This is a genomic window from Enterobacter cloacae complex sp. GF14B (genome assembly GCF_004136805.1).
Taxonomy (GTDB): Bacteria; Pseudomonadota; Gammaproteobacteria; order Enterobacterales; family Enterobacteriaceae; genus Enterobacter; species Enterobacter hormaechei_C.
This window is the reverse complement of sequence record NZ_QFRV01000006.1, coordinates 47,958-72,312: the sequence shown is the minus strand read 5'-3', so window position 1 is coordinate 72,312 and position 24,355 is coordinate 47,958. Positions and strand designations below refer to the sequence as shown.

General features: G+C 52.9%; 28 protein-coding genes. 22 read left to right on the top strand and 6 right to left on the bottom strand.

Translation table 11 applies throughout. The features are described 5' to 3' along the window. Position 1: 1 nt before the first annotated feature. The 19 genes from DD606_RS03620 (at position 2) to DD606_RS03530 (ending at position 16,333) form a co-directional block, all read left to right on the top strand. On the top strand, positions 2-1,267 hold the full coding sequence (locus DD606_RS03620) for a hypothetical protein (protein ID WP_059356546.1): 1,266 nt from the start codon (positions 2-4) through the stop codon (positions 1,265-1,267). Between the two features lie 12 nt (positions 1,268-1,279). Next, entirely contained in the window at positions 1,280-1,729 is a 450-nt protein-coding gene (locus DD606_RS03615; protein WP_023300384.1) for a hypothetical protein, read from the top strand. Positions 1,730-1,746: 17 nt separating this feature from the next. Continuing rightward, positions 1,747-2,823, top strand: a complete 1,077-nt coding sequence (locus DD606_RS03610) for a major capsid protein (RefSeq protein ID WP_032104697.1) — start codon at positions 1,747-1,749, stop codon at positions 2,821-2,823. Positions 2,824-2,832: 9 nt separating this feature from the next. Beyond that, on the top strand, positions 2,833-3,126 hold the full coding sequence (locus DD606_RS03605; RefSeq protein ID WP_032104696.1) for a hypothetical protein: 294 nt from the start codon (positions 2,833-2,835) through the stop codon (positions 3,124-3,126). A gap of 62 nt (positions 3,127-3,188) precedes the next feature. Further along, positions 3,189-3,590, top strand: coding sequence for a hypothetical protein (locus tag DD606_RS03600; protein WP_129258194.1), 402 nt, complete (start codon positions 3,189-3,191; stop codon positions 3,588-3,590). Then, positions 3,590-3,763: a hypothetical protein gene (locus DD606_RS03595; RefSeq protein WP_032104694.1), complete on the top strand. Its 174-nt coding sequence runs from the start codon at positions 3,590-3,592 to the stop codon at positions 3,761-3,763. Before DD606_RS03600 ends, DD606_RS03595 begins: the two co-directional genes overlap by 1 nt. Next, positions 3,763-4,119, top strand: a complete 357-nt coding sequence (locus DD606_RS03590) for a hypothetical protein (protein ID WP_129258193.1) — start codon at positions 3,763-3,765, stop codon at positions 4,117-4,119. Before DD606_RS03595 ends, DD606_RS03590 begins: the two co-directional genes overlap by 1 nt. 2 nt (positions 4,120-4,121) lie before the next feature. Further along, entirely contained in the window at positions 4,122-4,562 is a 441-nt protein-coding gene (locus DD606_RS03585; protein ID WP_129258191.1) for an HK97 gp10 family phage protein, read from the top strand. After that, a complete protein-coding gene (locus DD606_RS03580) occupies positions 4,559-4,942 on the top strand; it encodes a hypothetical protein (RefSeq protein WP_032608745.1) in 384 nt (127 codons plus the stop codon). The genes DD606_RS03585 and DD606_RS03580 overlap by 4 nt, the downstream gene beginning before the upstream one ends. A 65-nt stretch (positions 4,943-5,007) precedes the next feature. Next, positions 5,008-5,751, top strand: coding sequence for a phage tail tube protein (locus DD606_RS03575; RefSeq protein ID WP_129258189.1), 744 nt, complete (start codon positions 5,008-5,010; stop codon positions 5,749-5,751). 57 nt (positions 5,752-5,808) lie between these two features. Beyond that, positions 5,809-6,477: a DUF6246 family protein gene (locus DD606_RS03570; protein ID WP_129258187.1), complete on the top strand. Its 669-nt coding sequence runs from the start codon at positions 5,809-5,811 to the stop codon at positions 6,475-6,477. A 117-nt stretch (positions 6,478-6,594) separates the two neighbouring features. Then, positions 6,595-6,999, top strand: a complete 405-nt coding sequence (locus DD606_RS03565) for a hypothetical protein (protein ID WP_129258185.1) — start codon at positions 6,595-6,597, stop codon at positions 6,997-6,999. Next, on the top strand, positions 6,999-7,361 hold the full coding sequence (locus DD606_RS03560) for a hypothetical protein (RefSeq protein WP_129258183.1): 363 nt from the start codon (positions 6,999-7,001) through the stop codon (positions 7,359-7,361). Before DD606_RS03565 ends, DD606_RS03560 begins: the two co-directional genes overlap by 1 nt. 67 nt (positions 7,362-7,428) lie before the next feature. Next, positions 7,429-10,362 (top strand): tail protein (tape measure), encoded by a 2,934-nt coding sequence (locus DD606_RS03555; protein WP_129258181.1) that lies wholly within the window; start codon positions 7,429-7,431, stop codon positions 10,360-10,362. Beyond that, on the top strand, positions 10,362-10,865 hold the full coding sequence (locus DD606_RS03550) for a hypothetical protein (protein WP_045333321.1): 504 nt from the start codon (positions 10,362-10,364) through the stop codon (positions 10,863-10,865). Before DD606_RS03555 ends, DD606_RS03550 begins: the two co-directional genes overlap by 1 nt. Further along, positions 10,865-11,335 carry a hypothetical protein gene (locus tag DD606_RS03545; protein WP_047735250.1) on the top strand — a complete coding sequence of 157 codons (471 nt, stop codon included), beginning with the start codon at positions 10,865-10,867 and terminating at the stop codon, positions 11,333-11,335. The genes DD606_RS03550 and DD606_RS03545 overlap by 1 nt, the downstream gene beginning before the upstream one ends. Positions 11,336-11,348: 13 nt before the next feature. After that, a complete protein-coding gene (locus tag DD606_RS03540) occupies positions 11,349-11,714 on the top strand; it encodes an NlpC/P60 family protein (protein WP_129258252.1) in 366 nt (121 codons plus the stop codon). Further along, positions 11,701-14,178: a host specificity factor TipJ family phage tail protein gene (locus DD606_RS03535; RefSeq protein ID WP_129258179.1), complete on the top strand. Its 2,478-nt coding sequence runs from the start codon at positions 11,701-11,703 to the stop codon at positions 14,176-14,178. Before DD606_RS03540 ends, DD606_RS03535 begins: the two co-directional genes overlap by 14 nt. 58 nt (positions 14,179-14,236) lie before the next feature. Continuing rightward, a complete protein-coding gene (locus tag DD606_RS03530) occupies positions 14,237-16,333 on the top strand; it encodes a right-handed parallel beta-helix repeat-containing protein (protein ID WP_129258177.1) in 2,097 nt (698 codons plus the stop codon). On the opposite strand, the gene DD606_RS03525 is transcribed toward DD606_RS03530, so the two are convergent. The 3 genes from DD606_RS03525 to DD606_RS03515 are packed head-to-tail and all read right to left on the bottom strand — an operon-like array spanning position 16,334 to position 19,082. Continuing rightward, positions 16,334-17,809 (bottom strand): hypothetical protein, encoded by a 1,476-nt coding sequence (locus DD606_RS03525; RefSeq protein ID WP_129258175.1) that lies wholly within the window; start codon positions 17,807-17,809, stop codon positions 16,334-16,336. It lies immediately after the preceding gene. Further along, positions 17,806-18,723, bottom strand: coding sequence for a glycosyltransferase family 2 protein (locus tag DD606_RS03520; protein WP_129258173.1), 918 nt, complete (start codon positions 18,721-18,723; stop codon positions 17,806-17,808). Before DD606_RS03520 ends, DD606_RS03525 begins: the two co-directional genes overlap by 4 nt. Then, on the bottom strand, positions 18,720-19,082 hold the full coding sequence (locus tag DD606_RS03515; RefSeq protein WP_045340345.1) for a GtrA family protein: 363 nt from the start codon (positions 19,080-19,082) through the stop codon (positions 18,720-18,722). Before DD606_RS03515 ends, DD606_RS03520 begins: the two co-directional genes overlap by 4 nt. Positions 19,083-19,194: 112 nt before the next feature. On the opposite strand from DD606_RS03515, the gene DD606_RS03510 reads away from it, so the two are divergent. The 3 genes from DD606_RS03510 to yedD all read left to right on the top strand — a co-directional run bounded on the left by DD606_RS03510 (position 19,195) and on the right by yedD (position 21,529). Next, complete coding sequence (locus tag DD606_RS03510) at positions 19,195-19,500, top strand: hypothetical protein (protein ID WP_126297191.1); 306 nt, start codon at positions 19,195-19,197, stop codon at positions 19,498-19,500. Next, positions 19,500-20,768, top strand: coding sequence for a Y-family DNA polymerase (locus DD606_RS03505; RefSeq protein WP_129258171.1), 1,269 nt, complete (start codon positions 19,500-19,502; stop codon positions 20,766-20,768). Before DD606_RS03510 ends, DD606_RS03505 begins: the two co-directional genes overlap by 1 nt. 347 nt (positions 20,769-21,115) lie before the next feature. Continuing rightward, entirely contained in the window at positions 21,116-21,529 is a 414-nt protein-coding gene (gene yedD, locus DD606_RS03500; RefSeq protein ID WP_047653407.1) for a lipoprotein YedD, read from the top strand. A gap of 445 nt (positions 21,530-21,974) precedes the next feature. On the opposite strand, the gene amyA is transcribed toward yedD, so the two are convergent. The 3 genes from amyA to fliS form a co-directional block, all read right to left on the bottom strand. Beyond that, positions 21,975-23,462: an alpha-amylase gene (gene amyA / locus DD606_RS03495; RefSeq protein WP_003859614.1), complete on the bottom strand. Its 1,488-nt coding sequence runs from the start codon at positions 23,460-23,462 to the stop codon at positions 21,975-21,977. A 98-nt stretch (positions 23,463-23,560) separates the two neighbouring features. Next, positions 23,561-23,932, bottom strand: a complete 372-nt coding sequence (fliT, locus tag DD606_RS03490; RefSeq protein WP_006811148.1) for a flagella biosynthesis regulatory protein FliT — start codon at positions 23,930-23,932, stop codon at positions 23,561-23,563. After that, complete coding sequence (fliS, locus tag DD606_RS03485) at positions 23,932-24,342, bottom strand: flagellar export chaperone FliS (RefSeq protein ID WP_003859616.1); 411 nt, start codon at positions 24,340-24,342, stop codon at positions 23,932-23,934. Before fliS ends, fliT begins: the two co-directional genes overlap by 1 nt. Positions 24,343-24,355 lie beyond the last annotated feature (13 nt).

Genomic DNA, 24,355 nt, shown 5'->3' with positions numbered 1-24,355 from the left:
TATGCCTATGCAGGTCAACATCACCACAAAGGTGAACAGCCAGTCTATCCGGCGCGAAACATACAACGGGCGTGAGCACCTGGTGCTGCCGAGCTACACGCTGCCAGCAAACGTCGTCATGAACGGCGGTCTGTACACGCAAGAGCAAATCGACGCCCATTACAAGGGGCTGGAAGGCACCCTGGCACCGCTTGGGCATCCTCAGGTTAACGGTCAGTTCGTGTCTGCTTTCTCCCCTGAGGGGATTAACGCAGGCCATATCGGCGCGTGGAACCGCAACGTTAAGAAGTCCGGTAATCGCATCTACCTCGAAAAGTGGGTTGATGTGGCCCGTGCCAGTGAGTCAGAAGGCGGTAAAGAACTACTTGAACGTGTCGCTGCTATTGAGCGTGGTGAAGACGTTCCGCCGATTCATACCAGTGTTGCCGCATTCCTCGACCAGCTTGAACCCAACGATCAGCAGCGCGCCACAGGTGCTGAGTGGGTAGCCGACATCCATGGCATGGACCACGACGCGATCCTGCTGCACGAAGTCGGAGCCGCCACCCCTGAGCAGGGCGTTGGCCTGATGGTTAACGCTGATCTGGCTCAGCCGCTTAAAGCGAACTCAGGCGCGCTGGTGGGTGAATCATACCGGGAGCGTGAACAGCGCCTCGATCGTGCAGCCAAAGCTAAGTTTGCGCCAGGTACGGATGAATATGCCTGGGTTGCTGACTTCACTGACTCGCAGGTGGTCATCGTGCGAAATGGCGGTGATACACAGGTTTACGGTTATTCCGCTGATGGCGGGAAGATCACCATCGACGATACCGGCACTGTAGTAGCGCGTCAGGAATCGTGGGTGGCCGTCGTAGCAAACAAATTGAAAGCTCTATTCACACCGCAGGAACAGCCTGCACCAAACCACAAAACGGAGGGCGACATGCCTTTAACCACTGAAGAGAAACAAGAGCTGATCAGCGAAATCGGTAAAGGCCTGGCCGCAAACTTCGCCGAAGCCCTGAATCCGATTAAAGATGCGATCACCGGCTTACAGGCCAATCAGGACAAGCTCACTGAAACGCTAACTGCAAACTCTCGTGCGGAAGAAAAAACAAAGCGTGATGCGGTTGCTGCGGTTCATGGCGACATCGTGGCCAACGCGCTTTCTGGCGATGCCCTGGACGCAATGTTCAAGTCGCTGGGCGAAGCTGCTCCGCTGGGCACCAACAATGCACAGCAGAACAAAGAAACCGGCGCGCCTTCTGCTGCCGAATACTTCAAATAAGGAGCCGGAATAATGCCTCGTTATCGTCGCGTTAATATCGACGGTCAGTCTCTGTACAAGACCGAAACCCGCACCACGGCCGCAGCGCTACTCCCAGGCACCGCCGCAACCATCAACTCATCTGATAAATTCGCTCAGGCCACCGCGCTAACCGGCCGCCTGTACATCATCGATGTCGGTTATCACCAGGGCCTGACAATCACCGAAGAAATCCCTGCCGGGGATTCGGCAGTAGGTAACTACGTCGAAGAAGGTCGTGAGCTGGCGCTGCGTTGCCTGCCTGGTGCGTATAAAAAAGATAGTCCGATCAAGCTGGGCACTGCTGGTCAGTTTACCCTGGCAACCGATGACACTGATTCAGTGATCGGATATAGCCAGGATGAATACACCATCGCGGCCAGCACTACCGATTTCATCCGCGTGCGCATGCGCGTTGGCACTGCCGCCGCTGCTGGCGCGTAACAAAAGGACAAAAACATATGTACTTCTCAAAAGAGACGCTGGCGACTAACTCCCGCCTTGGCGGGCACTGGAGTGAGCTGTGGGCAAACCGCAACATGTGGAACCTACAGAACGATTCCATCATTGCAGCTAACCGCGCGATGATGACCGCTGACATGCTGGCTTGTAACGCAGTGGGCGGTTTTTCCCGTGACTTCTGGGCTGAGATTGACAACCAGGTGCTGCAACTGCGGGATCAGGAAGTTGGCATGGAAATCGTGAACGACCTGATCGGAGTTCAGACGGTGCTGCCGGTCGGTAAAACCGCCAAGCTGTATAACGTGGTTGGCGACATCGCTGATGACGTGTCAGTAAGCATCGATGGCCAGGCGCCGTTCTCCTTCGACCACACTGACTACGCGAGCGACGGTGACCCGATTCCGGTATTCACTGCTGGTTACGGTGTTAACTGGCGTCATGCTGCTGGCCTTAACTCTGTAGGCATTGATCTGGTGCTGGACTCGCAGATGGCTAAGATGCGTAAGTTCAACCAGAAGCGCGTCAACTACTACCTGAATGGCGATTCAAAAATTCAGGTTCAGTCCTACCCGGCGCAGGGCATTAAGAACCACCGAAACACCAAGAAGATTAACCTCGGTTCCGGTGCTGGTGGCGCGAATATCGACCTTACTACTGCCGACATGACCGCGCTCTTTGCGTTCTTCGGTAAAGGCGCATTCGGTACTACCGCCCGCACGAACAAAGTCGCCGCATACGATGTAATGTGGGTTTCCCCGGAAATCTGGGCAAACCTGGCGCAGCCGTACGTGGTGAATGGCGTTGTAAGCGGCACTGTATTGCAGGCGGTTCTGCCGTTCGCGCCGGTGAAAGAAATCCGCATGAGCTTCGCGCTGACCGGTAACGAGTTTATCGCCTACGTTCGCCGTCGTGATGTTATCTCTCCACTGGTGGGTATGGCTGTAGGCGTTGTTCCGCTGCCGCGCCCACTGCCTAACGTTAACTACAACTTCCAGATCATGTCTGCTGAAGGTCTGCAAATTACCGCAGACGATCAGGGCCTGTCCGGCGTTGTCTACGGCGCTAACCTGGCGTAAGGAAACAGCATGGCTAAATACGAAGTTGTGCGCCCATGGTTCGGCGTGAAGGTTGGCGACGTGGTGGAGTTGAAAGAGCTTCATCCGGCGTTGAAGTCTAACGTCCGGCTGATGAAAGGCGAGGCTGGTGGAGAGCTGAAACCCGCAACACCTGATGCCGGTACCGGTGAGAAATCTCGCAAAGAGGTTATCCAGGCTCGTCTGACTGAACTGGGAATCGAGTTTAAAGGAAATCTGGGCGCTGAAAAGCTCAGTGAGTTGTTGCCGGATGGTGAACTCGAAAAGCTTTTCCCTGCTGAATAACAGCCGCCGCTAAGGCGGTTTTTTTATGCCCCGCTCCGGCGGGGTATTTCACGGAGTCGATAATGGTAACTCTCGAACAGGCGAAGGAGTATCTGGAGAGCCAGGGAATTACCATTCCCGATTTTGTTCTTCAGGCTCTCGTCGACCAGGCCAACAGTATTCAGGAGTGTCTTGATGCGCATTATCCTGCATCGACCGCGCTGCTGATTCAGCTCTATCTGCTGGCGCTTATGGGGCTCGGGCAGGGGGATAAATACATCTCCAGTCAGACGGCTCCAAGCGGAGCGTCGCGCTCATTCCGGTACCAGTCGTTCACCGACCGCTGGAAAGCATCAGTGAACCTGCTACGCGGGCTGGATAAATACGGTTGTGCAACCTCCCTTATTCCTGCCGACCCTACCGCCGCCCAGGCATTCGCTGGTATCTGGATCGGTAAGGGTGGCTGTATGTGCGGTGGCAAGTGATGACGTACAAATCAGTTAAGCACAGGCTGCCGCGTTCGTTCACCCGCGTCTGGGTGATGACCGACACCGGGCGGGAGACTACCGGCTACGTGAAATCGGATGGCGAGTGGTTCATCAACTGCCCGCGCATCCGGGCGACTGGCGCGAAGGTGCTGCGCTGGAAGGAGGGCTGATGTCGTCTACTGCTTCATGGTCATACAACAAGCCATGCACGATATGGCGCAAGGGAGCGGGCGGTAATGACGAGTGGGGCGATCCTGTCGACCCATATGAACCGCCTGAAACCATCATGTGCGACTACATCGGCGGCTTGTCGGCAAAGCTCGGCTCAATCGGTAAAGAAGTGGTCGTTAAGAACACCTTTTTCACGGCATACGCACTGGCCGATGAGGGCGACTACATCATGATTGGTGTGAGCGCTGAGCCGGATCCGGTCGTAGCAGGTGCTGATGAGGTCCGTCACGTGATGCGCTGGAACGACACTCTCGACGGTCTGGAAGATGACTGGGCGATAATTACGGGAGTGTAGCCATGGGCATCAAAGTGAAGGGCATCAGCCAGGCGAAGAAGCACCTTAACGATGTCATCAACGACGTTAAGGGGCGCAAGGTAATCCGCGCCCTCCAGTCAGCGATGATTCTCATCGGTGCCCGGGCAGCCTATTACACTCCGATCGACACCTCCACGCTTATTAACAGCCAGTTCCGCGAAATTGACGCTGGTGGCGTGCTCATCACCGGGCGCATCGGTTACTCAGCAAACTATGCCGTGTACGTGCACGAGGCGTCAGGAAAACTGAAAGGTCAGCCGCGAGCGCACTTCGGTACGACCCGCTCAGGGAAGCAGTTCGGCGGCGGTACCGGAACTGGCAACTACTGGGATCCGCATGGTGAACCGCAATTCTTAACCAAAGGCGCGAATGACGAGCGCGATAACGTTGACGCGGTGATGCGCAAGGAGCTTTCGCTATGACACCCATGATGCACGAGCGGGTGCGCAACATGTTCGGCGACGCCGGGCTAACTACCGGTTTCACAGTGCAGCAGCTTATGTACGACGACCCAGGTGACCTGTCGAAGGCGATCATGGTATTCAGGCCAAACGGCGGGTCAAATATCCGCACCGATCTCGGTTCTGAGTATCACGTCCTGGTTGATGTCGTAGGCGCGAAAGATAAGCGCAAAGACGCGCTCAACGCTGTGCAGCGCATCGTCGACTACGTCCAGGCCAACCCCATGGCTGACGAGTGCGTCGGCTACATCCAGAACATGGGCGCAATTCCCGCGCCGGTGCTCACAGAAGAAGGGCGAATAGTCTTCCGACTCCAGTTCGCCTGCACTTACGGCGAATAGCCATTCCCAACCAAATAACCCGCTTCGGCGGGTTTTCTTTTTTATACGTCAAAGAGGAGTTTCACATGGGTAACTGCCCGAACTCGAACGAGCGCCTTTTCGGCGGTGCGGTCGTGCTGGAAGTCGCCGATGGCTGCCCGGATGTCAAACCACTTGAGTCTGAGTGGATGGCGCTGGCCGCTGGTACGTCGAAGGGCTTCGACTTCAACCCAAACTCGGTTACCTCTGATGCGGATGACGGCGGCGGCTATGTCGAGACCATCATCACCAACAGTGACTTCACCCTGAGCTTTGAAGGTGAAGTGCGCAAGAAGGACAAACTGGATCAGTACGGCGTTGGCAAGTTCATCAAGTATTTCGCTGACGAGCTGAAGGCCAAGCGCCAGCCTGGGATCTGGGTGCGCATGGATTACGGCCCGGTCGAATTCGTCGGCTATATGAACATCACGGCGCTGAGCTCTGACGGCGGTACCAACGACATCGTCACGTTCTCTACCGAGTTCAAAGTCGGTGATGCAACCACCATCGAAGTGAACGAGCTGACTGCTGTAGCGGTGACTGGCGTAACGGTAACTCCGGCTACCAGCACCGGCACGGCAGGTGGCACCAGCACTTTCACGGTGAACATCTCACCAACCGGCGCTACAAACAAAGATTTCACTGTAGCGACAACCGATGCGACCAAAGCAACGGCCAGTGCCTCCGGCAACACCGTTACCGTGACACGTGTCGCCACCGGCAGCGCGCAGATCATCGTCAACACCGAAGACGGCAACTTTGTGGCTGTGCATACGGTCACCGTTACCTAACGGACATTCCAAAGGGCGGCGTGCTGCCCTTGATAATGACTGTTTAATGGAAGGCATATGACTGCTTTAACCGATATTGGCGAACTCTCTATCAGCGACAGCCGCGAAGGCGGGAAAGATTACCTGCTACGGCCTTCATTCGAGGCTATGACGAGGATCGGCACCCCAGAAGAGATTGTGCGGGCATACGCCACCATCCACGGCAATGATGTCACTCAGTTGATTGAGGTTTGCGCTGGCACGCTTGGGTGCTTTCCTGAATGGCTGTCTCCTTCTTTCAACCGCTCCGCTGAGAAACTTTTATCAACGTGCATGCTGGTGCTGCAATCGTGCTGCGATGACGACCTGGCGCCAATGATAGGCGAGTGGAAGGGGTGGCGGCACTGCGTCGTATACCGGCCGGGCAGATTGCCAAAGAACGACATTATCGTGCTGGCGCAGCACCTCATGCAGCACGGCATCGTCGGAAAAGCCAGGGTTCGCCAGTTGCAGCGCCATGAAACAGGCGAGCGCACAACAGAGTTTAAAGCATTCGACTACATCAGCGCAGCTCGCAGCCACTTCGGCATGAATCGCGCCGAAGCCTCGCAGTTAACGATGACCGAATTTCAGATGCTGCTGGCGGCGAAATATCCGGATCAGAAAGGCTTCACACGCGAAGAGTACGACAGCATCGCTGACGAATACCTGGCTAAACAGGCCGCGCGCAGGGCAAAGCGATCTTGAGTGAAGCAGCCTTTGATATCAATAAGGATCTTGTCGGTTGGCTATTGACATTCAACTGTTTACTGATTCAATTGTGTTAAATGATACTAAACAATTAACCTTCAAAGTCGGAACATAATGATTATACCCGTAGTTTCTGATGGTAAAAAGCTTATTGAATCAGGTGTTTTTAATAGTATTTTCAATAACATAAATGAAAGTCAGTTACAGTTTGTTCACGACGGACTTGTCGTTAAACTTGTTATTTCTGCGCATTTTGATAATCCGTTAAATCTTCCTGCCAATCAGCTTCCCAGTTTTACGGCAGCTGTAGAGAATGGCGAGGTCATGCTTCGCCAGCCAGTAAGATGTAACGAGAATACAGGTGTCACTAATGGTTTTGCGGCCATGTTAGTGCCACTGGAGATCGGAGTTAAAAATAACGGGAAAAAGATATACATGTCGTGGACAATCGGTGTTGCTCGATCAATCGGTGGAGTGTTGGTAGCGACTACACATTACTCGTTTTATGAGGATGTGTAATGAATAATATCCAACCACATATTGGTGATCAGCATGGAGCGCCTGAGCCACAAGACGTGAAGCCATCTGTCAAAAGCTCTAACTCTGGTGGTGAGTACATTCCGGGTACGATTGCTCAGCAGATTGGAACTGGAGAGCATGCTAGAGATTCATTCATATGGATGACCCTAAAATATTGCTTTTATCTTGGGGCGATTTTTAGCGTTTGCATTATGTTGGCTTACTTCCATTTTGTTTTTGACAAAAGCGATCCTGACAAGATCGATGTGGTTGCGGCATTGAAAGATGTATGGTCAATTTTCACGCCTATTCTCACGCTAGCGTTGGGTTATGCCTTCGGTAAACGAGAAAATACCAACTAAACATTACAACTGAATTTCCTTAGCTATAGACCCGCCTCGGCGGGTTTTTTTATACCCGGAGAATGACATGGCAGATGAGAAGAGCGCCGGTAGCATCGTTTATGAAATCAGCGCCGACGTTGAGCCGCTGTTACAAGGCGGCAAACAGGCCATTGATGCTCTGGATAAACTGGAGGCTGCGGCACAGCAATCAGGCAAGGGGATGGATAACCTCGACGAGAGCACCTCACAAACCGGGGCCGCGTTTACAGAACTGGCTGGATATGCCAACTCCATGGACAACCAGCTGCGCAAGCTGAACACCAACGTGAGTGGCATTGCCCGTGCAATGGAAGAGGCCAGAAGCGGCACCGGTGGTGCGAGCAGTGAATTCAGCCGTGCAGAATCAATCATCGAGGCGCTGGGTAACCAGTTGGCTGTGCTGGATGAAGCGCAGGAGAATGGCGCGCGTAGTGCTGCCGTCCTTGCTGCACAACTCCGCGCCGGGTCGAAAGCGACAGACGAAGAGAAGAAGAAGATCGGCGAGTTGACCGGGCGGCTCTTCGACATGAAAGGTGCTGCTGATACTTCGATGGGCAGCAACAAAGGCTGGAAGTCCAGCATGCAGCAGGCTGGTTACCAGGTGCAGGACTTTATCGTACAAGTCCAGGGTGGGCAGTCTGCATTGGTAGCATTCGCCCAGCAGGGATCGCAACTCGCTGGCGCGTTCGGGCCTGGCGGCGCTGTTTTCGGTGCCATAATTGCGCTTGGTTCAGTTCTGGCGGGTGTGCTTATCACTTCGCTTAATGGCGGCAAGAATGCCATGGACGCGCTGAAAGATGCAGCCGAAGCGATGGACAAGGTTATCAACGTCTCTATCAATGGCGTGGCCGCGCTGTCTGACAAATATGCGTACCTGGCGAAGACCAACGCTGAGGTCGCAACGCTGATGCGTAACCAGGCGCTCCTGGAGTACAACGAGGCGATCAACAAAATACCGAAAGCCATCAGCGACGCATCAAGTTCTCTACTGTCTTTCGGTGATAAAGCGTTGTCGGCGTTCTCTGGCGGCTATGCATCGGTAGATGGATTTAATGACCGTCTGGCTACTCTGGAAATTACCACCGATAACTATGCCGAGGCAGTTAAGCAGGCATACGGCGCAGGTCAGGCGTTCCAGGCTACTGCGAACAGCATCGGCAATACCGTTGGAGCCGTAGCGGACAAGTTCGGCATCACCGAGCAGAAAGCATTTGAGCTGAGCAAGCAGCTTTCAGATATTGCCAAAAACCCATCGCCAGAGGCTTTACAGCGTCTGGCTACAGAGTTGCAGAACACGCAGAGCTCTACTGAAAAGGGGCAAACCGCGCTCACAGCGTTCGTTGGTAAGTTGGTAGAGCTTTCGCGTGAGGCCGTAATCGCCAAAGGCAACGTCGCGGCGCTCAAGCAAGAGACAGACAACCTCACCAGCGGCCAGAAGAACCTGATCAAGCAGTCAGAACGTAATCTGGCACTGTCTAAGCTCCAGGGGGAGGCCCGCGCGCGGTTGCAGGCTCAATACGCTGCCGAAGATGCCGGATTTGCGAAGGATGATCCGCATGCCAAGCAGATGGAGGATGACGCTGCCGCTACGTACAAAAATACGCAGGCGCAAAAGACACTTCAGACCGAGCAGAAGAAAGGCGCCTCTCAGGCTGATTCTATTGCTCAGAAACTGGCGAACCTGAAGCAGCAGTCAGAGCTTGCTGCCGAATCAACCAATAATCTGAGTCGCGAGCAGGCGATCCTGAATGCGCAGCAGTCTCTCGGAAAAGGAGCCACTAAAGAACAGATCGCGCTGGCGGGGCAGTACGCCGCAACAAAATGGGACACTGCCAACGCACTCAAAGCACAAGCCGCAGCCGAGAAACTCCTGCCAGAAGCGCGCGAAAACGCAAGCTATAAGCAGGATGTTCAGGATCTGAATACCTCGCTGGCTGCTAAGAAAATCAGTCAGGAGCAGTTCAATCAGACATCTGAAAGACTGGAGGCCACACACCAGGCAAACCTCGCAAAAATCCGCGCGCAGCAGGCGGTGACGCCACAGCAAGATGCTGTCGGTGGAGTTGACCCTGTTCAGCAACTGGCGAACGAGAACGCCCGCAAGTTGGCGCTCATTCAGGCATTCGAACAGCAGGGGCTTATCACTCACCAGAACGCACTTATGCTGCGTGCTAACGCTGACAAGGAGTACGAGCAGGCACGTGTTGCGGCGCAGTGGGAGATATTCCGTAATCAGAGCGCCGGGAACGCAGCGATCGCTGCATCTGTTGACTCACTGGCTGGGAATGCTTCTAACGCCTTTACTGGACTTATCACCAAAAGTATGGACGCCGAAGAGGCAGCTAAATCTTTAGGAAGAACTGTTTTAAATAGCCTAGTAAACACATTTGTGCAGATGGGCGTCGAGTGGGTTAAGTCGGCCATTATGGGACAGACGGCCACTACCGCGGCGGTTGCAGCATCCACCACGGCACAGGCAGCAGGCATTGCCACCACGACAGCGACTTCGACGGCTGCGGCTGCGGCTACTACGGCGGCATGGACTCCGGCGGCCATCATGTCCTCCGTGGCTTCATTCGGCGGTGCAGTGGCTATTGGTCTTGGTGCGATGGCTGGCATCCTGGCACTGTCAGGAAAACGTAAAAACGGCGGGCCAATTCAGGCTGGTGGCATGTACCAGGTAGGCGAGGGCGATAAGCCTGAAATCTTCCGCGCCAATAATGGCAGCCAATACATGGTGTCTGGCGATAATGGAACCATGCTCAGCAACAAGGACATTACTTCAGGTGGAGGGGGCGGTGCTCCGATTCTCAACATCTACAACTACTCATCCGCCTCTGTAGATGCTCAGGCTACACAGAACGGCGATGGTTCATGGACGCTTGAAGCTTTTATAGCTGACATGAATAACGGTGGCCCAGCAAGCAACGCCATAACCAGCAACATGAACGTTAAACGCACGCCAAGAGGGCAGGGCTGATGCCAATTATCGACTATCCCGACTGGCTGCCGCTGGCGCAGAAGGCCAGCAAAAACATGACGCTCGATACCGGGTTCCAGACCGATCAGCCAGCGGTCGGCCCGGCTATCTTCCAGAACCTTACCGACGACCTGAAAGTGACCTGGTCCCTCACGTGGATTTTCACCTTGGCGGAAGACCGAGCATTTCAGCAATGGTTACGTAGTCCCAACTATCTTCACGGCGGTCTTTATTGGTTCAGAATGCCGATAAATCTTGGCGGTAGTGGCTTGCAAGTTCAGGAGCTTCACTTTACGAAAGATGGTTTCCCTGTCCAGACCAATATTTCTGGCGGGGTGGTGACCTGGACGGGAACCGTTATTGCCAACCACCTGTACAACGCCGATGACGAGTTTGACGACGTAATTGTTGAGCTGCCGCCGCCGTGGCCTTCAGTGCTTGATATCGTGGTGACTGGCTATCCGGACGGACGCGATCCGGAATCACTGCCGAGGGTGCCGTAATGCCGAGCTTCAGGGAGTATAAGCAGCAGCGTCCGACGCGCGGGCTGTACGACACCATCACGTTCTACCACCCCTCCTTTGGCTACGTCCGCCTGGTCGATAAGCAGTTCTTCCCGAAGACGCTTGGCGGCCAGACGTACACACCCGCCCGTTTTGAAATCGAAGAGAGCCAGCAGAGCGGCACGCCGGTGATCGACGCGACGGTGAAGTTAGGGCGGCTGTCGTCTGACATCAAAGCGCTGATGAAGCGGTGGAAGGGGGCGGCGCGGCTAACAGCTATTACGGCCACGCGGCAGATCTTCGACAGCGGCGACGTGTCTGTGCCGATTAAGTCCTGGCAGCTTTACGTCAAGACGGTGGATATCGATGCTGATGCCGCATCGGTCACGCTCTCCGTCACCAATCCTCTGAATAACAATATTGGTCGCCTTTATGATCCAGTCGAGTACACGGGACTTCAGTACCTCTGATTTTATCAGCAGGATGATCGGCGTGCCGTGGGCTAACCGGGCGTGTTCGTTCGAAAAGGTGGATTGCTGGGGGCTGGTGGTGCTGTATTACCGACACGTTCTCGGCATTGAGCTGCACCAGACACCGGACTACGAAGCCGGTGAGGACTTCTTCACCTGCTATCAGGGTGACGTCGTCTTCTGGCGCCAGGTCGATAAACCGATCGAAGGCGGGATATTCGTCGGGTACCGAGGCGCGCAACCGGCGCATGTTGGCCTGGTGCTGAACCGAAAAGCCATTCATGCGCGCGGGGAAAACGGAAGCGTGAAAGAGGATTCATTGCTGGTCATTCAGCGGGCATTCACCAAAGTGGAGTACTTTTCGTATGGCGCTGGTTGAGATATCGAATTTTCCAGGAACGCCTAAGCTGCGTTGTAGGGTGCCAAACGGCACCCTTTTTTATGACTGGCTGGCGGCCAATGACGCTACCTTTCACCGCGATCTGCTGATCGTCCGCAACGGCGTAAAGCTGGGTGACGATGATGAGCTGGCGTTTGAGCTGAGCGAGCTGGACCACATCCAGATATTCGACCAGCCAAAGGGCATTGTCGACGACATCCTGAGCCCGATCTTTAAAGTGGTGGGCCAGGTGTTTTCGTTCCTGGCGCCGAAGCCGGCAATCGCGAACAACGGTGGTAATACCGTCGACTCGCCCAACAATAGCCTGACCGGTCAGACAAATATCGCGCGAGTTTACAAGGCCAAGCCGGACATCTACGGTCAGATCCGTTCGTACCCTGACCTGATTCAGGAATCGGTATTTGAATACGTGCACCAGACGTCTACGGATGGCGGCCTGAAGTTCGTCACAGAGTGGATGTGCGTCGGTATTGGAAAATATGACCGAGAATCTATTCGCTACTCAGAATCTAGCCTGGGGAGCATGGCCGGCGCTGAATACCAGTTCTTCGAGCCAGGTGAAGTAATCCCGCAGATCGTCGAAGGTTACGGGTTCGATGACGTCGACGGGCAGGAGGTCCCTGGGCAGAACGAAGCCAGCGACTTCCCTATCGAAACAGCAACGGCAAACACGGTGGTCAGCGGAACGTATTCCGGCGGCCAGATAGCTATGAAAATCGTTAAGCAGGCTGAGTTCGACTATTTCATGGGTCTGGTTCTGCCGCACGCTGTGACTTTCACCATCAACGTGACGTACAGCACGGCCTCAGGCAGCGTCACCACCGACGCGACATTCTCAGGCACGCTGATTTCAGCGGTTGAAACAAACGACGGTGCAGTGGTTAACCCGGTGCGCTGGTACACGTTTACGATGAACCTGCTCGAAGGACCGCAGGACATCCCGGCGAATGCCACGATCAACACCACGAAATTCATCCTCAACGATAACGAGGCGCTGGTGGTTGGGCCGTTCTTTTCCCCGGTCGAGTCAACGCAGCTGTGGCTGCATACCCAGTCCAGCCTCGGCGGGAAGAAAGAGACCAACTGGAAGGTTGTCATCTGGAAAATCGACGACGACTACAACCAGGTGCCGGGAACGCAGCAGACGTTTACGTACCGGCAGACGACGCCGCACCAGTCGACGAGCGAGGTGTTTTATCGCACTGACAAGATCACTCCGACCGGCGGGTTCGGGAAATACGCGGTCAGCTTCCAGCGCACGGATAACTCCGGTGACGCGTCACTGCTCAAGGTCGAAGAGATCCACAGCATCAACATCAGGACAAACGTCGTTCACCCTACCGACACGCTTGTGCGAGTAAAAGTCCGCGCGACAGAGAACGCTCTTGGCAGCCGCGAGCGCAAATATAACGCACTGGTGACGCGCCACACCATTACGTACGACCTGGACACGCAGACGGTGGATTACACCCTGAGGCCGTCGCGCTCGTTCGCTGATGCAGTGGCTCACACCTGGCTCATCATGGGTGAGCAGCCGGTAAGCAGCATTGACCTGTACGGACTGTACTCGATCGCCGAAAGCCTGCCTGATGAGCGACTGGGCTACTTCGACTACACGTTTGACGACGAGAACGACTCACTCGGCGACCGCGTGCAGGCGATCTGCAATGCTGCGTCGGTTGTGGCGTACTGGGACGACGGCGTGCTGACGTTTACCCGCGATCAGAAAGTTGACTACCCGGCGGCGGTATTCAACCGGGCCAACATGAAGACGGACGAGTACAAAATGACGTACGAAGCTACTCTTCCAGGCGGTTATGACGGCGTGCAGGTGTCCTACGTTCACCCGACCACGAACAATAAGACGTACATCAACTACCGCGTGCTGAACGGCGCCATCGTCGAGCAGGAAGCGGAAAACCCTAACAAGCTGGAGATCGTCGGCTTCCGTAATGAGTACCAGGCTCGGGAGCGCGCATTACGCGAAACCAAGCGCCTTATCTACTCGCGCGTGAAGATGAACGCCAAAGTGTTTGAGGACGGCATTATCCAGGTCGGTAGCGTCATCCAGATGCCAGACATCTACGACAGCAACCAGCAGCAGGGTTACATCACCGGCCGCGCCGGGAATAACTTCGATACCAGCGAGCCGATCACATTTACTGGGGATATGTATGTGCTTGTCACCGACAGTATGGGTAACCCAACTCTGCGCTATCCGGCCACCGCCCGCAGCGACACTAAGTACGGCTTCACCGCGGCTATCCCCAACATTCAGCTCAATATCTGGAACGGAGACACTGTGCAGCTCCCGTCCCGCTACCTCATCGCGACCGTTGAGGAACTGGACAGTCAGCTATGGACGGTCAACAGCATCAAACCTAACACAGATAACACGGTATCTCTGACCGTCGCAGAATACAGCGACGCCATCTACCAATAAGAACCGTCCCCGACCAACCATACCCGGCCACCGCGCCGGGTTTTTTTATGGAATCAATATGGCTACCACACCTACTCAAAAACCGGTCCCGAGCGAATCACCGATTGACCTGAAATACAACGCCGGGAAAATTGACGAGTTCGTTACCTCGATGGGATGGACTTACACTGACCGTTTCGGCAATAAGCATTATACGATCGAGGGACTGCGCTGGCTGGCACAGCAGGCCATCTCCCAGTTCGGGTATATTACTCTGGACAGCTTTGAAGACGGAAATACCATCACACTGCCAAATCAAGTTCTGCGCCTCAATGCGACCGGAGAGTATTATCGCTGGGATGGTCCATTGCCAAAAATGGTGCCAGAGGGCTCAACTCCGGAAAGCACTGGTGGGGTTGGTATAGGCAAATGGCTGTCTGTTGGCGACGCATCACTGAGATCTCAATTAGCGTCCATATCCGGATTTAATCTTGTAGGTCAGGTGCCAGATGTAACTACATTACGCAATACCGAACCGACAACAGCCAGCCAGAGAATCCTCCTTCGCGAATACACAGCAGGTACAGGGTATGGTGGCGGTCAGCTTAGATCCGTTCTCGATGGAAGCGCATACACCGACAACGGCGTTACCGTGTTCAAAACCCCAGGTGGCGCAGCGTGGATCAGGATTAACGCGGATGTCATCACGTCTTTTATGGCTGGAGCAGTGCCTGACAATGGCGTTACAGATAATACTGCAGCTATCAACCGTTTCCTTCTGGCCGGTAAAAAGCTCGTAATGGGTGATGGAATTTTTGGTCACTCAGGTCAGATAACGATGCAAAATGGCATCAATCTTGACATGTCAGGGGCGGTTATCAAACCCTCATCAACGCTGCTGATCGCGGCATGGCGCGGGGATAACCTGAGTGATGTCAAAGTAACCAATGTTAATATGGAGGGCACTGGATTAGACAATACCACCGGTAACGGCCAGTTAATGCTTTTTGTTAACTGCCAGCGCTGTATTGTCGATAGTGCAACCTTCACTAAATCCCCCAACGACGGCCTGCGGTTTATCGGTTGTACGCGTTGCATTGCGTCGAATGTTATTTCTTACAACAACCTTTCAGTAGGCATCCAGGATCGCGATGGTGACTACAACACTATTATTGGCTGCAAGTGCAGCGGTAACGGTAATACCGGATTAGCATCAAGCACAGGTGGTCGTGGTATCCTTACCTGGCGCAGTGTTGGTACCAAAATTATCGCCTGCGATGCATTTAACAATACCGAGTACAATATCCGTGCCTACTCTCAGGCTGGTGATTCTCGCGGTTCGTCACAGATACTTATCTCTGATCCCCATGTCGGTGACGCAGGTAAGATTGATATCTATATCTATAACGAAATCGGTAGCCTTGCAGAGATCGTAGTGTCTAACCCGATGGTTCGCCGGACGACGCAACCAGAGGGCGCGATGATCGCGCTGCAGGGAACTCGCGTAAGCTGCAATGGCGGCAGTCTTGTTAAGTCAGGAGACAGGCTCACAGTGCCATGCTTCTCCTTATTCCAGACTGATAGTGCAGCAGTTCGTGGCGTGACAGTTGGTAACGTAGGTCAGCTGTTCAGCTTCTCATCGGCTAACAACACTCTTATTACTGGGTTGATTGCAAACTGTGCAACGGTATGCGGCACTGCTGGTGGCAATGGCAGCATGTATAAAGGTAACAGCTTCATTCATGGTGGCTCTGGTGTATCAGACGTTGCGATCGATGCAGGGACAGATCCATGCAGCATAATCTCTAATGTGTTCGCTGGGTTCTGGAGAAATATTTCATGGAACTCACAGAAAATGACTATTTCAGACAATGAAAGCAGCGGCACCACAGAGCTATCAATGAGGATGTTTGGTGATGGAATTGGAAACCTATATATGGGCCCCAACAGATGGGATACCGCGAGCAACCCAACTCTATTAGCAAGCCTGCAGAAGCAGGGCGGCCCAACTGCGTTACCGGTATGGTATGCAGATGCCGCCCCAACTTCTACCTCACTAACAAATCCTGTTGGTTCCAGGGTTTTAAAAGCAACTCCGGTGGTAGGTCAACCTAAAGGTTGGCTATGTACGGTTTCTGGAGCTCCTGGTACATGGGTAGCCGAAAGTAACCTTTAATCACCTTGCGCTGTACACAGTGAAATAACCGTAAGAGTCAACCTTGGTAAACCCATTGAGCGGCTTATCCGACACTATGTGGTCAAAGCCGCTTTTACTTATCTCTTTATCAAACTGATCCTGATTACTTACTATTGTTACCTGTTTATCAGGCAGGCAATCTGTAAGCCCATTCAGACGGTATGGGGCCGATATAAAGTAAATAGTTTCGCCGCTTAAAGCTACATTGCAATATGGTTTGTTATTCGAAAATGAATAATCAACCTTGCCGGCCTTATAAGTTACGATTGAGAATGAGACAATTGCAACGCAAACCGCAATTCCTAGCGCCTTGTGTATCCTGACTGCTACTATCATAACTGTAGTATAGACAAATGCCAGAACGGGAATCGCCGGGTAAACATACCGAGGAACCTTGTAAGGAGCGAAAGTCATCACAAACAGCCACCAAATAATTGTTGATGATATGGCTATCAATATGAATGGCTTATTCATGTCAGCTTTTTTCCAGAGGAATGAAGCTACAACACATATAATGAATGCCCCGAATGCAAACCAGAAGTGTGGATGATATGTCCCAAGATCATGAAGAGTATTCACAGCCTTTAGCATGTTTTCATGAAGACTGTCAGATTTTGATAAAGCCTCACTCTGTCTAGATCCTCCAACGAAGAAGTAAGGAGGATAAATGGTGTATGCAACAATGCTGGTTGTCAGTGCAAATTTCAAGCATGTCAACGCAAGGTCTTTGTAGTTTTTATCACAGTTAAACATGGCATAAATCAACACCATGAGCATCACAATAAAAACATAAACCACTGAGAAATAACCAGTAAGAAGAGTAAAGGCAGTAACAATTGAATAACAAATAATGAATTTGGTGCTAGGTAATACATTCCTCATATAGGACATCGTCATGGACAGGAACGCCAAGGTCATGGTCTCCTGAAGCTGATACGGCCTGGCAAATATGGTGTTTGATATTGTCTCGTAGCATATGAACGCCACTATAACCGATGATATTGTCACCAAATGACTGCGCGACAGTTGATAGGCCATATGGCTGAATATCAACATAGAGGCAACAGACAAGACAATGTTAAGCTGAACAGCCCACAGCAATGTGAAGTAAAATTTATCGCTGGAAGTTCCTGTAAACCATATCCTCAGAAGAGAGTAGTACAAATTGCTGTGTGGTGTATCTCTGTTGAATACCCATAGGCTTTTTAGGTCACCTAGCATCCCAGATATGGTTACATCATTAAACCACATCGCACCCCTAAGCTGATCGCCTGTCAACTTTAATACATCCGGGAATGCTTTATCGAATCCATAAGGATTGTACGCCGAAAGTATAAAGGACATGGACTCATCAACATGAAGCCCTTGCCGCATGAATAACCAGTACTCACGCAATAAAATCATCGATATTATTAAAATGGCGTAAGCCGCAACAACTCTTTTACCAGAAATCATTTTCTTCCCTTCAACACATATCTTGGCCGGCTCTTAACTTCTACATAGATTCTTCCTATGTATTCACCAAGTACTCCTATCCCTATCAACTGAATTCCACCAAGGAAAAGTATTGATACCAATAATGAAGGATAGCCTCTCACTGCATTTCCAAACGCAATGGTATCAATGATCATCCACGCACCATACAGGAAAGCCGCGCCTGCAACGAACAGACCAATATAAGTCCACATGCGCAACGGGAAAGTAGAGAAGCTGGTAATCCCCTCGAGGGCAAGGTTCCATAGCTTCCAGCCGTTGAATTTCGTGCTTCCAGCAACGCGTTCTGCGCGAGCATATTCCACGACATCGGTACGGCCGCCAACCCAACTCAATACGCCCTTCATAAACAGATTACGTTCAGGCATGAGCTTAATGTTTTCTACCACCTCGCGAGACATCAGGCGGAAGTCACCAACGTTTTCTTCAATCTTCGGGTTGCTGATTTTGTTGTGCAGCTTATAGAACCATTCAGCGGTCTTGCGCTTCAGTCTGCCATCTGTAGAGCGATCAGATCGTTTAGCCAGAACCATATCAGCACCGGCCTGCCACTTCTCGATCAGGTGAGGAATGACTTCGATAGGATCCTGCAAGTCTACGTCAATCGGGATAATCGCTTCACCTGTCGCATGGTCAAGACCGGCGAACAAAGCTGGTTCTTTCCCAAAGTTACGAGTGAATGACAGTGGAACAACAAGTGGATCGGCAACAGCAAGCGCGTTGATAATTGATTCTGTCGCGTCTTTACTGCCGTCATTGATGAAGACTATCTCTACTTCATGTTGCTGAAGCCCTTCAAATTCCCGAACCGTTTTATAAAAAATAGGTATCGCGTCTTCTTCGTTGAAGACGGGAACGACCAGAGAAATTTTCATTTCGCATCCCTAAAGACAATGAACTTTGAATAAATAAAACCGCACACCAGACTGATTGCGGAGAAGAGAATGAGAGTCACAATTGGAGCCATACCGGACTTATCGGCAGCCCAACCAACAGTTGCGCTCAAGGATCCCATAAACCCTACATACAGCATGTAGCGCATCGTGGTTGTCGAAGACTTAAACGTGAACCTGGCGTTTGCAAAGAAGCTGAATGACACCGCCACAACGAACCCGGCGAAGTTACCAAGTGCCTGGCCTGTGTGAAACGCATATATGCAAATAGCGAACACAACCCAGTGAATGAGCGTGTTGATAACACCTATTGATGTGTACTTGGCGAATAACTTTAACATTATAGAAATCAGTGAATTCGGAAAGGTCTGAAGTTTAGCATCACTGTCCAACTTGATCGACTCTCATATTTGACGATACTGTATATAAATACAGTTGTTTTGGGAGGTTGCCATGGAGGCAAAAGCTCAGCGATTCAGGCTTGAAAAATTATGTGGGGTTAACCGCTACTCCTGCTTGGTTGAAACGTCAGGCGGTTATGCGCTTTTTCAGCCTGATCTTGTGCCATCCAACGGAACACGCGTGCTGGTAAATGCGTTCGGACAACTACAGTTCGCGGTCGTTATGGGCGGTTCGCTCATCACCGAAGACGGTGAATGCATAGAAGGTGATGCTTTAGATGAAATCGATGTCATGGGAGTTGTGACCTTTTTTATCAATGGCGCTGCGGCGTTCACAGACGACAATCCGGTGATGTGATGTTTGCCCTGGTCGATGTGAACTCATTTTATGCCAGTTGCGAGACGGTATTCAGACCAGACCTGCGTGGTCGGCCGGTGGTTGTTCTTTCGAATAATGACGGCTGCGTAATAGCGCGTAGCGCCGAAGCAAAGGCTGTCGGGATAGCGATGGGTGAGCCGTTCTTCAAGCAGAAGGAATTGTTCCGGCGCGCTGGTGTTGTTTGCTTCAGCAGCAACTACGAGCTCTATGCAGATATGTCCAGCCGGGTAATGACCACACTGGAAGAAATGAGCCCTCGCGTGGAAATTTACAGCATAGACGAAGCATTCTGCGATCTGACCGGCGTAAGAAACTGCCGGGACCTGACTGAGTTCGGGAAAGAGATCCGCGCGACTATTTTACAGCGGACACATCTCACAGTCGGCGTCGGCATAGCTCAGACCAAGACGCTGGCTAAGCTGGCTAACCATGCTGCGAAAAAATGGCAGCGGCAGACGGGCGGCGTGGTCGATCTCTCAAACGTCGACCGACAGCGGAGGTTGCTGGCGCTGGTGCCGGTAGAGGATGTCTGGGGCGTTGGTCGTCGCATTAGCAAAAAGCTGAACGCCATGGGCATCAAAACCGCACTGGACCTTTCAGAGCAGAGTACGTGGATTATCCGAAAACACTTTAACGTTGTGCTGGAGCGAACCGTCCGCGAGCTGCGCGGCGAGCCATGCCTGGATCTGGAGGAGTTCGCCCCGGTAAAGCAGGAAATTGTATGCAGCCGATCGTTTGGCGAACGCATTACAGATTATGAGCAGATGAGGCAGGCTATATGCAGTTATGCGGCCCGTGGAGCTGAAAAGCTACGTGGTGAGCATCAGTACTGCCGTTTTATCTCCGCTTTCGTCAAGACATCACCTTTTTCCCTTAATGAGCAGTATTACGGAAACAGCGCATCGGTAAGACTGCTCACGCCAACTCAGGACAGCAGAGACATCATCAACGCCGCGGTAAAGTGTCTGGACAAAATATGGAAGGACGGTCACCGGTACCAGAAAGCGGGTGTCATGCTGGGTGACTTCTTCAGCCAGGGCGTGGCCCAACTCAACCTGTTCGACGACAGCGCTCCGCGTGCCGGAAGTGAAAAGTTGATGGAAGTGCTGGATCACCTGAATGCAAAGGACGGAAAGGGCACGCTCTATTTTGCCGGGCAGGGTATACAGCAGCAGTGGCAGATGAAGCGTGAAATGCTGTCGCCTCGATACACTACGAGATTTTCAGATTTGCTTGTTGTCCGATAAAAGAGTTGCGCACCTGATAAATCTTACAATCGGATCGGTGGTGATTATGCTGATGGTATGGGAAGGCTTAAAGCGGCAAGTTGCGAAACTGGAAGGAGCTACGCAAAGTTTAGCGGTGGGGCATGGGTGGGGCACAAAACAGCACTCGTTCTAAGGCGAACTTAGACGACTGATGTTTTTGACGACTATAACCATCTGTTATTTGGTGCGCTCTTGGACGATCTTTGTCGATTAATAAAAATGTATGCTCATGTCATGGGGATGCAGGTGTAAACCTTCCAATCTTACGCTGGCAGCCTGATGGCTTTAATGCCACAATATTTTTTTCTTCGCATGCAGGAAAGATGATGAAAAAAGTAGCAATTGTGGCTGCGATGCTGACGTTAGCGGGATGTGTTCAGGTTGATAACTATCAGGAAGTGATTAAGCACCCGGTACCTTCGCAACTGGCAGGTTACTGGCAGTCGAAAGGTCCGCAGAGCGCGATGGTGAGCCCGGAAGCGATCGCCACGCTGGTGGTGACGCCAGAAGGGGATACGCTGGATTGCCGTCAGTGGCAGCGCGTTATCGCGGTGCCGGGTAAGATCATGCTGCGTTCAGATGATTATTATAACGTGACCGAAAAACGAGACGTCTATCCGCTCGATCGTGATGGGGCGGCGCTGGAGTATGACGGCATGGAACTGTACAAGGTTGACCGCCCAACGGTGGAATGCGCAGATTACCTGAGCAAGAATCCGCTGGAGAGTAAGCTTCCGTAACTTTTAACCCGAAGCAAAAAACTTGTTTGAGAACGACTGAAGGCTTTCAGCGATGCTCTGGTCCGGCTGTAAATCGCTGAGGCGTTTCCTGTAGGCCGGGGCGAGGCGCAGGGATGCGCCGAGAGGGCGGGCTTTACAGGGATGTTACCTCCGCCCGTCCCCGATAAGCCGGAAGGAATAAGCCGAAGGCACCGCGAAGCGGCGATTTTCCGCCGGAAGCCCGGGTCGCCAGGGTGGTGGCGACTGAGCCACCCTGGCACGTTCACCGGTTATGTTGTGACAGAGTAGCAAGGAACATAACGTGAACGGAATGACCACCAGAGCCGTATGTTCCCCCTCACCCCAGCCCTCTCCCTCAAGGGAGAGGGGGCCGTCTGTGCAGACATTATTTTGTGAGGATGGCGTACGCTTCGGGAGCGGGTCCGCAGACCGCACTGTTCCAGCCCTACAGCGCGTCCTCAATCACCCAGACGCTGACGCTTCCCCCGTTACAGAAGAACGTCCCTTCGCCATCCGCCGCCGTGGTCACGGTTTCCTCGCGGTTGCCTAAAAAATCACGCCAGGTCTTATTGCCGTAATTTTCCCCGAGGCAGATCGTCTTCTCGCCGTCATCACCATTCGACAGCACCACCACACAGCCCGGGTGCTCCTCAGTCCCGCTGCGGCTGAACGCAATGCAGTTTGGATGATCGAAAAACAGCGTCTGCACGCCGTGGGCAAAACGCTGCCGGGCGAGGATAAGCTCGTGGAGTTGTTCAATCACCGGCATATCGATGTGATACGTCTCGCCATCCCCGCCGGTGTCGTCATAGCTGGCGCCAAAAAGATCCGGGTAGAACACGCTCGGCACGCCGTTTTCACGCAGCAGGATGAGCGCGTAGGCCAGCGGTTTGAACCAGGCTTCAACCGGGGCTTCCAGCGCCTGCAAGGGTTGGGTGTCGTGGTTGGCAACCAGCGTCACGGCATGGAACGGATCGGCTTCCACCAGCGTACCGGTGAAAATCTGGCTCATATCGTAGTCGCGTCCCTGGCGTGAGGCTTCGTGAAATTTCATTTGCAGTGGCGCATCAAACAGCATGGTTTTGCCGTCCACCTGATTGATGTAGTGCTGCAATTTATCCACTTCGTGTGACCAGTATTCCGCCACGATAAACAGCGGCTGCGGGGCCACCTCCTGGACGTGCTCAATCCACTCTTTATAGAACCAGGCCGGGATGTGTTTTACCGCGTCAAGGCGGAAGCCGTCGCAGTGAGTTTGCTCCATCACCCAGCGCGCCCAGTATTTGATCTCCTCCGTTACCGCATGGTTGCGAAAATCAATATTTTCACCCATCAGGTAATCGAAATTGCCCATCTCGTCGTCGACCTGATCGTTCCAGCCTTCGCCGGTGTAGTCGTTGACGATTTTGAAGATACCGTCCTCATTGGGGTTTTCAATGTGATCGATACCGCTAAAGCATTTGTAATCCCATATGAACTGCGAATACTGGCCGGCCCGAACGGGAAAGGTGTAGCGCGTCCAGGCTTCGCATTCGATGATCTCATCGCTGATTTGGGTGCGATCCTGCGCATCCACGCGCTGCACGCGGACGGGTTCCTTCTCATCGGCCCCCATTTTGTGGTTGACCACCACGTCCAGAAGTACCGCAATCTGGTTGCTTTTTAAGGCGTTGATGGCCTCCAGCAACTGGGCTTTATCGCCGTATTTGGTGGCGACGCTGCCTTTCTGGTCAAACTCACCGAGGTCGAAAAGGTCATAAGAGTCATACCCGACGGAATAGCCGCCGGATGCGCCTTTGTAGGCCGGCGGTAACCAGACCATATTGATGCCGATTTCGTTCAGGTTGGGGGCTAATGCCGTGACTTCTCGCCACAGTTCACCGCCGGTGGGGTAGTACCAGTGAAAACATTGTAAAAGTGTTGGGTTGCGCATGCACCATCTCCATGAGGTCGCGAAACTCAAGTATGGAGCAGGTTTGGCAGAAATGCCTGGCGAACGAAACGGTTAACGTTTGCCCGCCAGTTAAATGGCTAATTGATATCGCTATTACTTTGCGGAACCAGGACATGACCGCCCTGGTTACCGTAGGTGGAGAGAACGGTTTTCTGGATGGAAGATTGCCCGACCAGCTTCGCCAGCTCATCCATTCTGGCTTGCAGCAACGTTTTTACCTGGCCTTCGTTGTCCAGGATCACCCGCAGCGTCGGGCGAAGCTGCTCCTGAATCTGCATCGAAGGTTCACTTTCCTGAGTGAGACGAGCCAGTGAGTGCACCGCATTAACATAGTCGGTTTCACAGATGATCAGATCATCCCATAGTCCCTGCCGGGCCAGTCGCAACATCAACTGGCTCTGCTCAAGGAGTTGCTGATAAAGGGCATAAAGTTGCGGTGCGTTACTCATTAGACGGCGTCCTGCATCAGTTGTGGCGTACCGGCAACCTCCTTCCACCCGTCAGCGATATTGCGCAGCAGGTTTTCCACCTCTTCGATGGCGCTGGCGTCGTTATTCACGTTGGCGTGCAGGAGGCGACGTACCATATAGGCATAAAGGGCAATCAGGTTTTGCGTAAGCTCATCCCCGTTATTTTCCACCAGGCCAACCTTCAGCCCGTTTTCGATAATGTTGATGGCTTTTGAGAGCGCCAGCCCTTTTGCCGGGATATTACCGTCTGCAAGGAACAGACGCGCGCGTACCAGCGCGCTGAGGGCTCCATCAAATAGCATGATAACCAGCTGTTGCTGGCTGGCGCTCATCACCGCGCTTTCAACTTCTATCTTTGCGTAGGCTTGCGTGCCTTTTGCGCCGTACATGTTATCCCCCTCG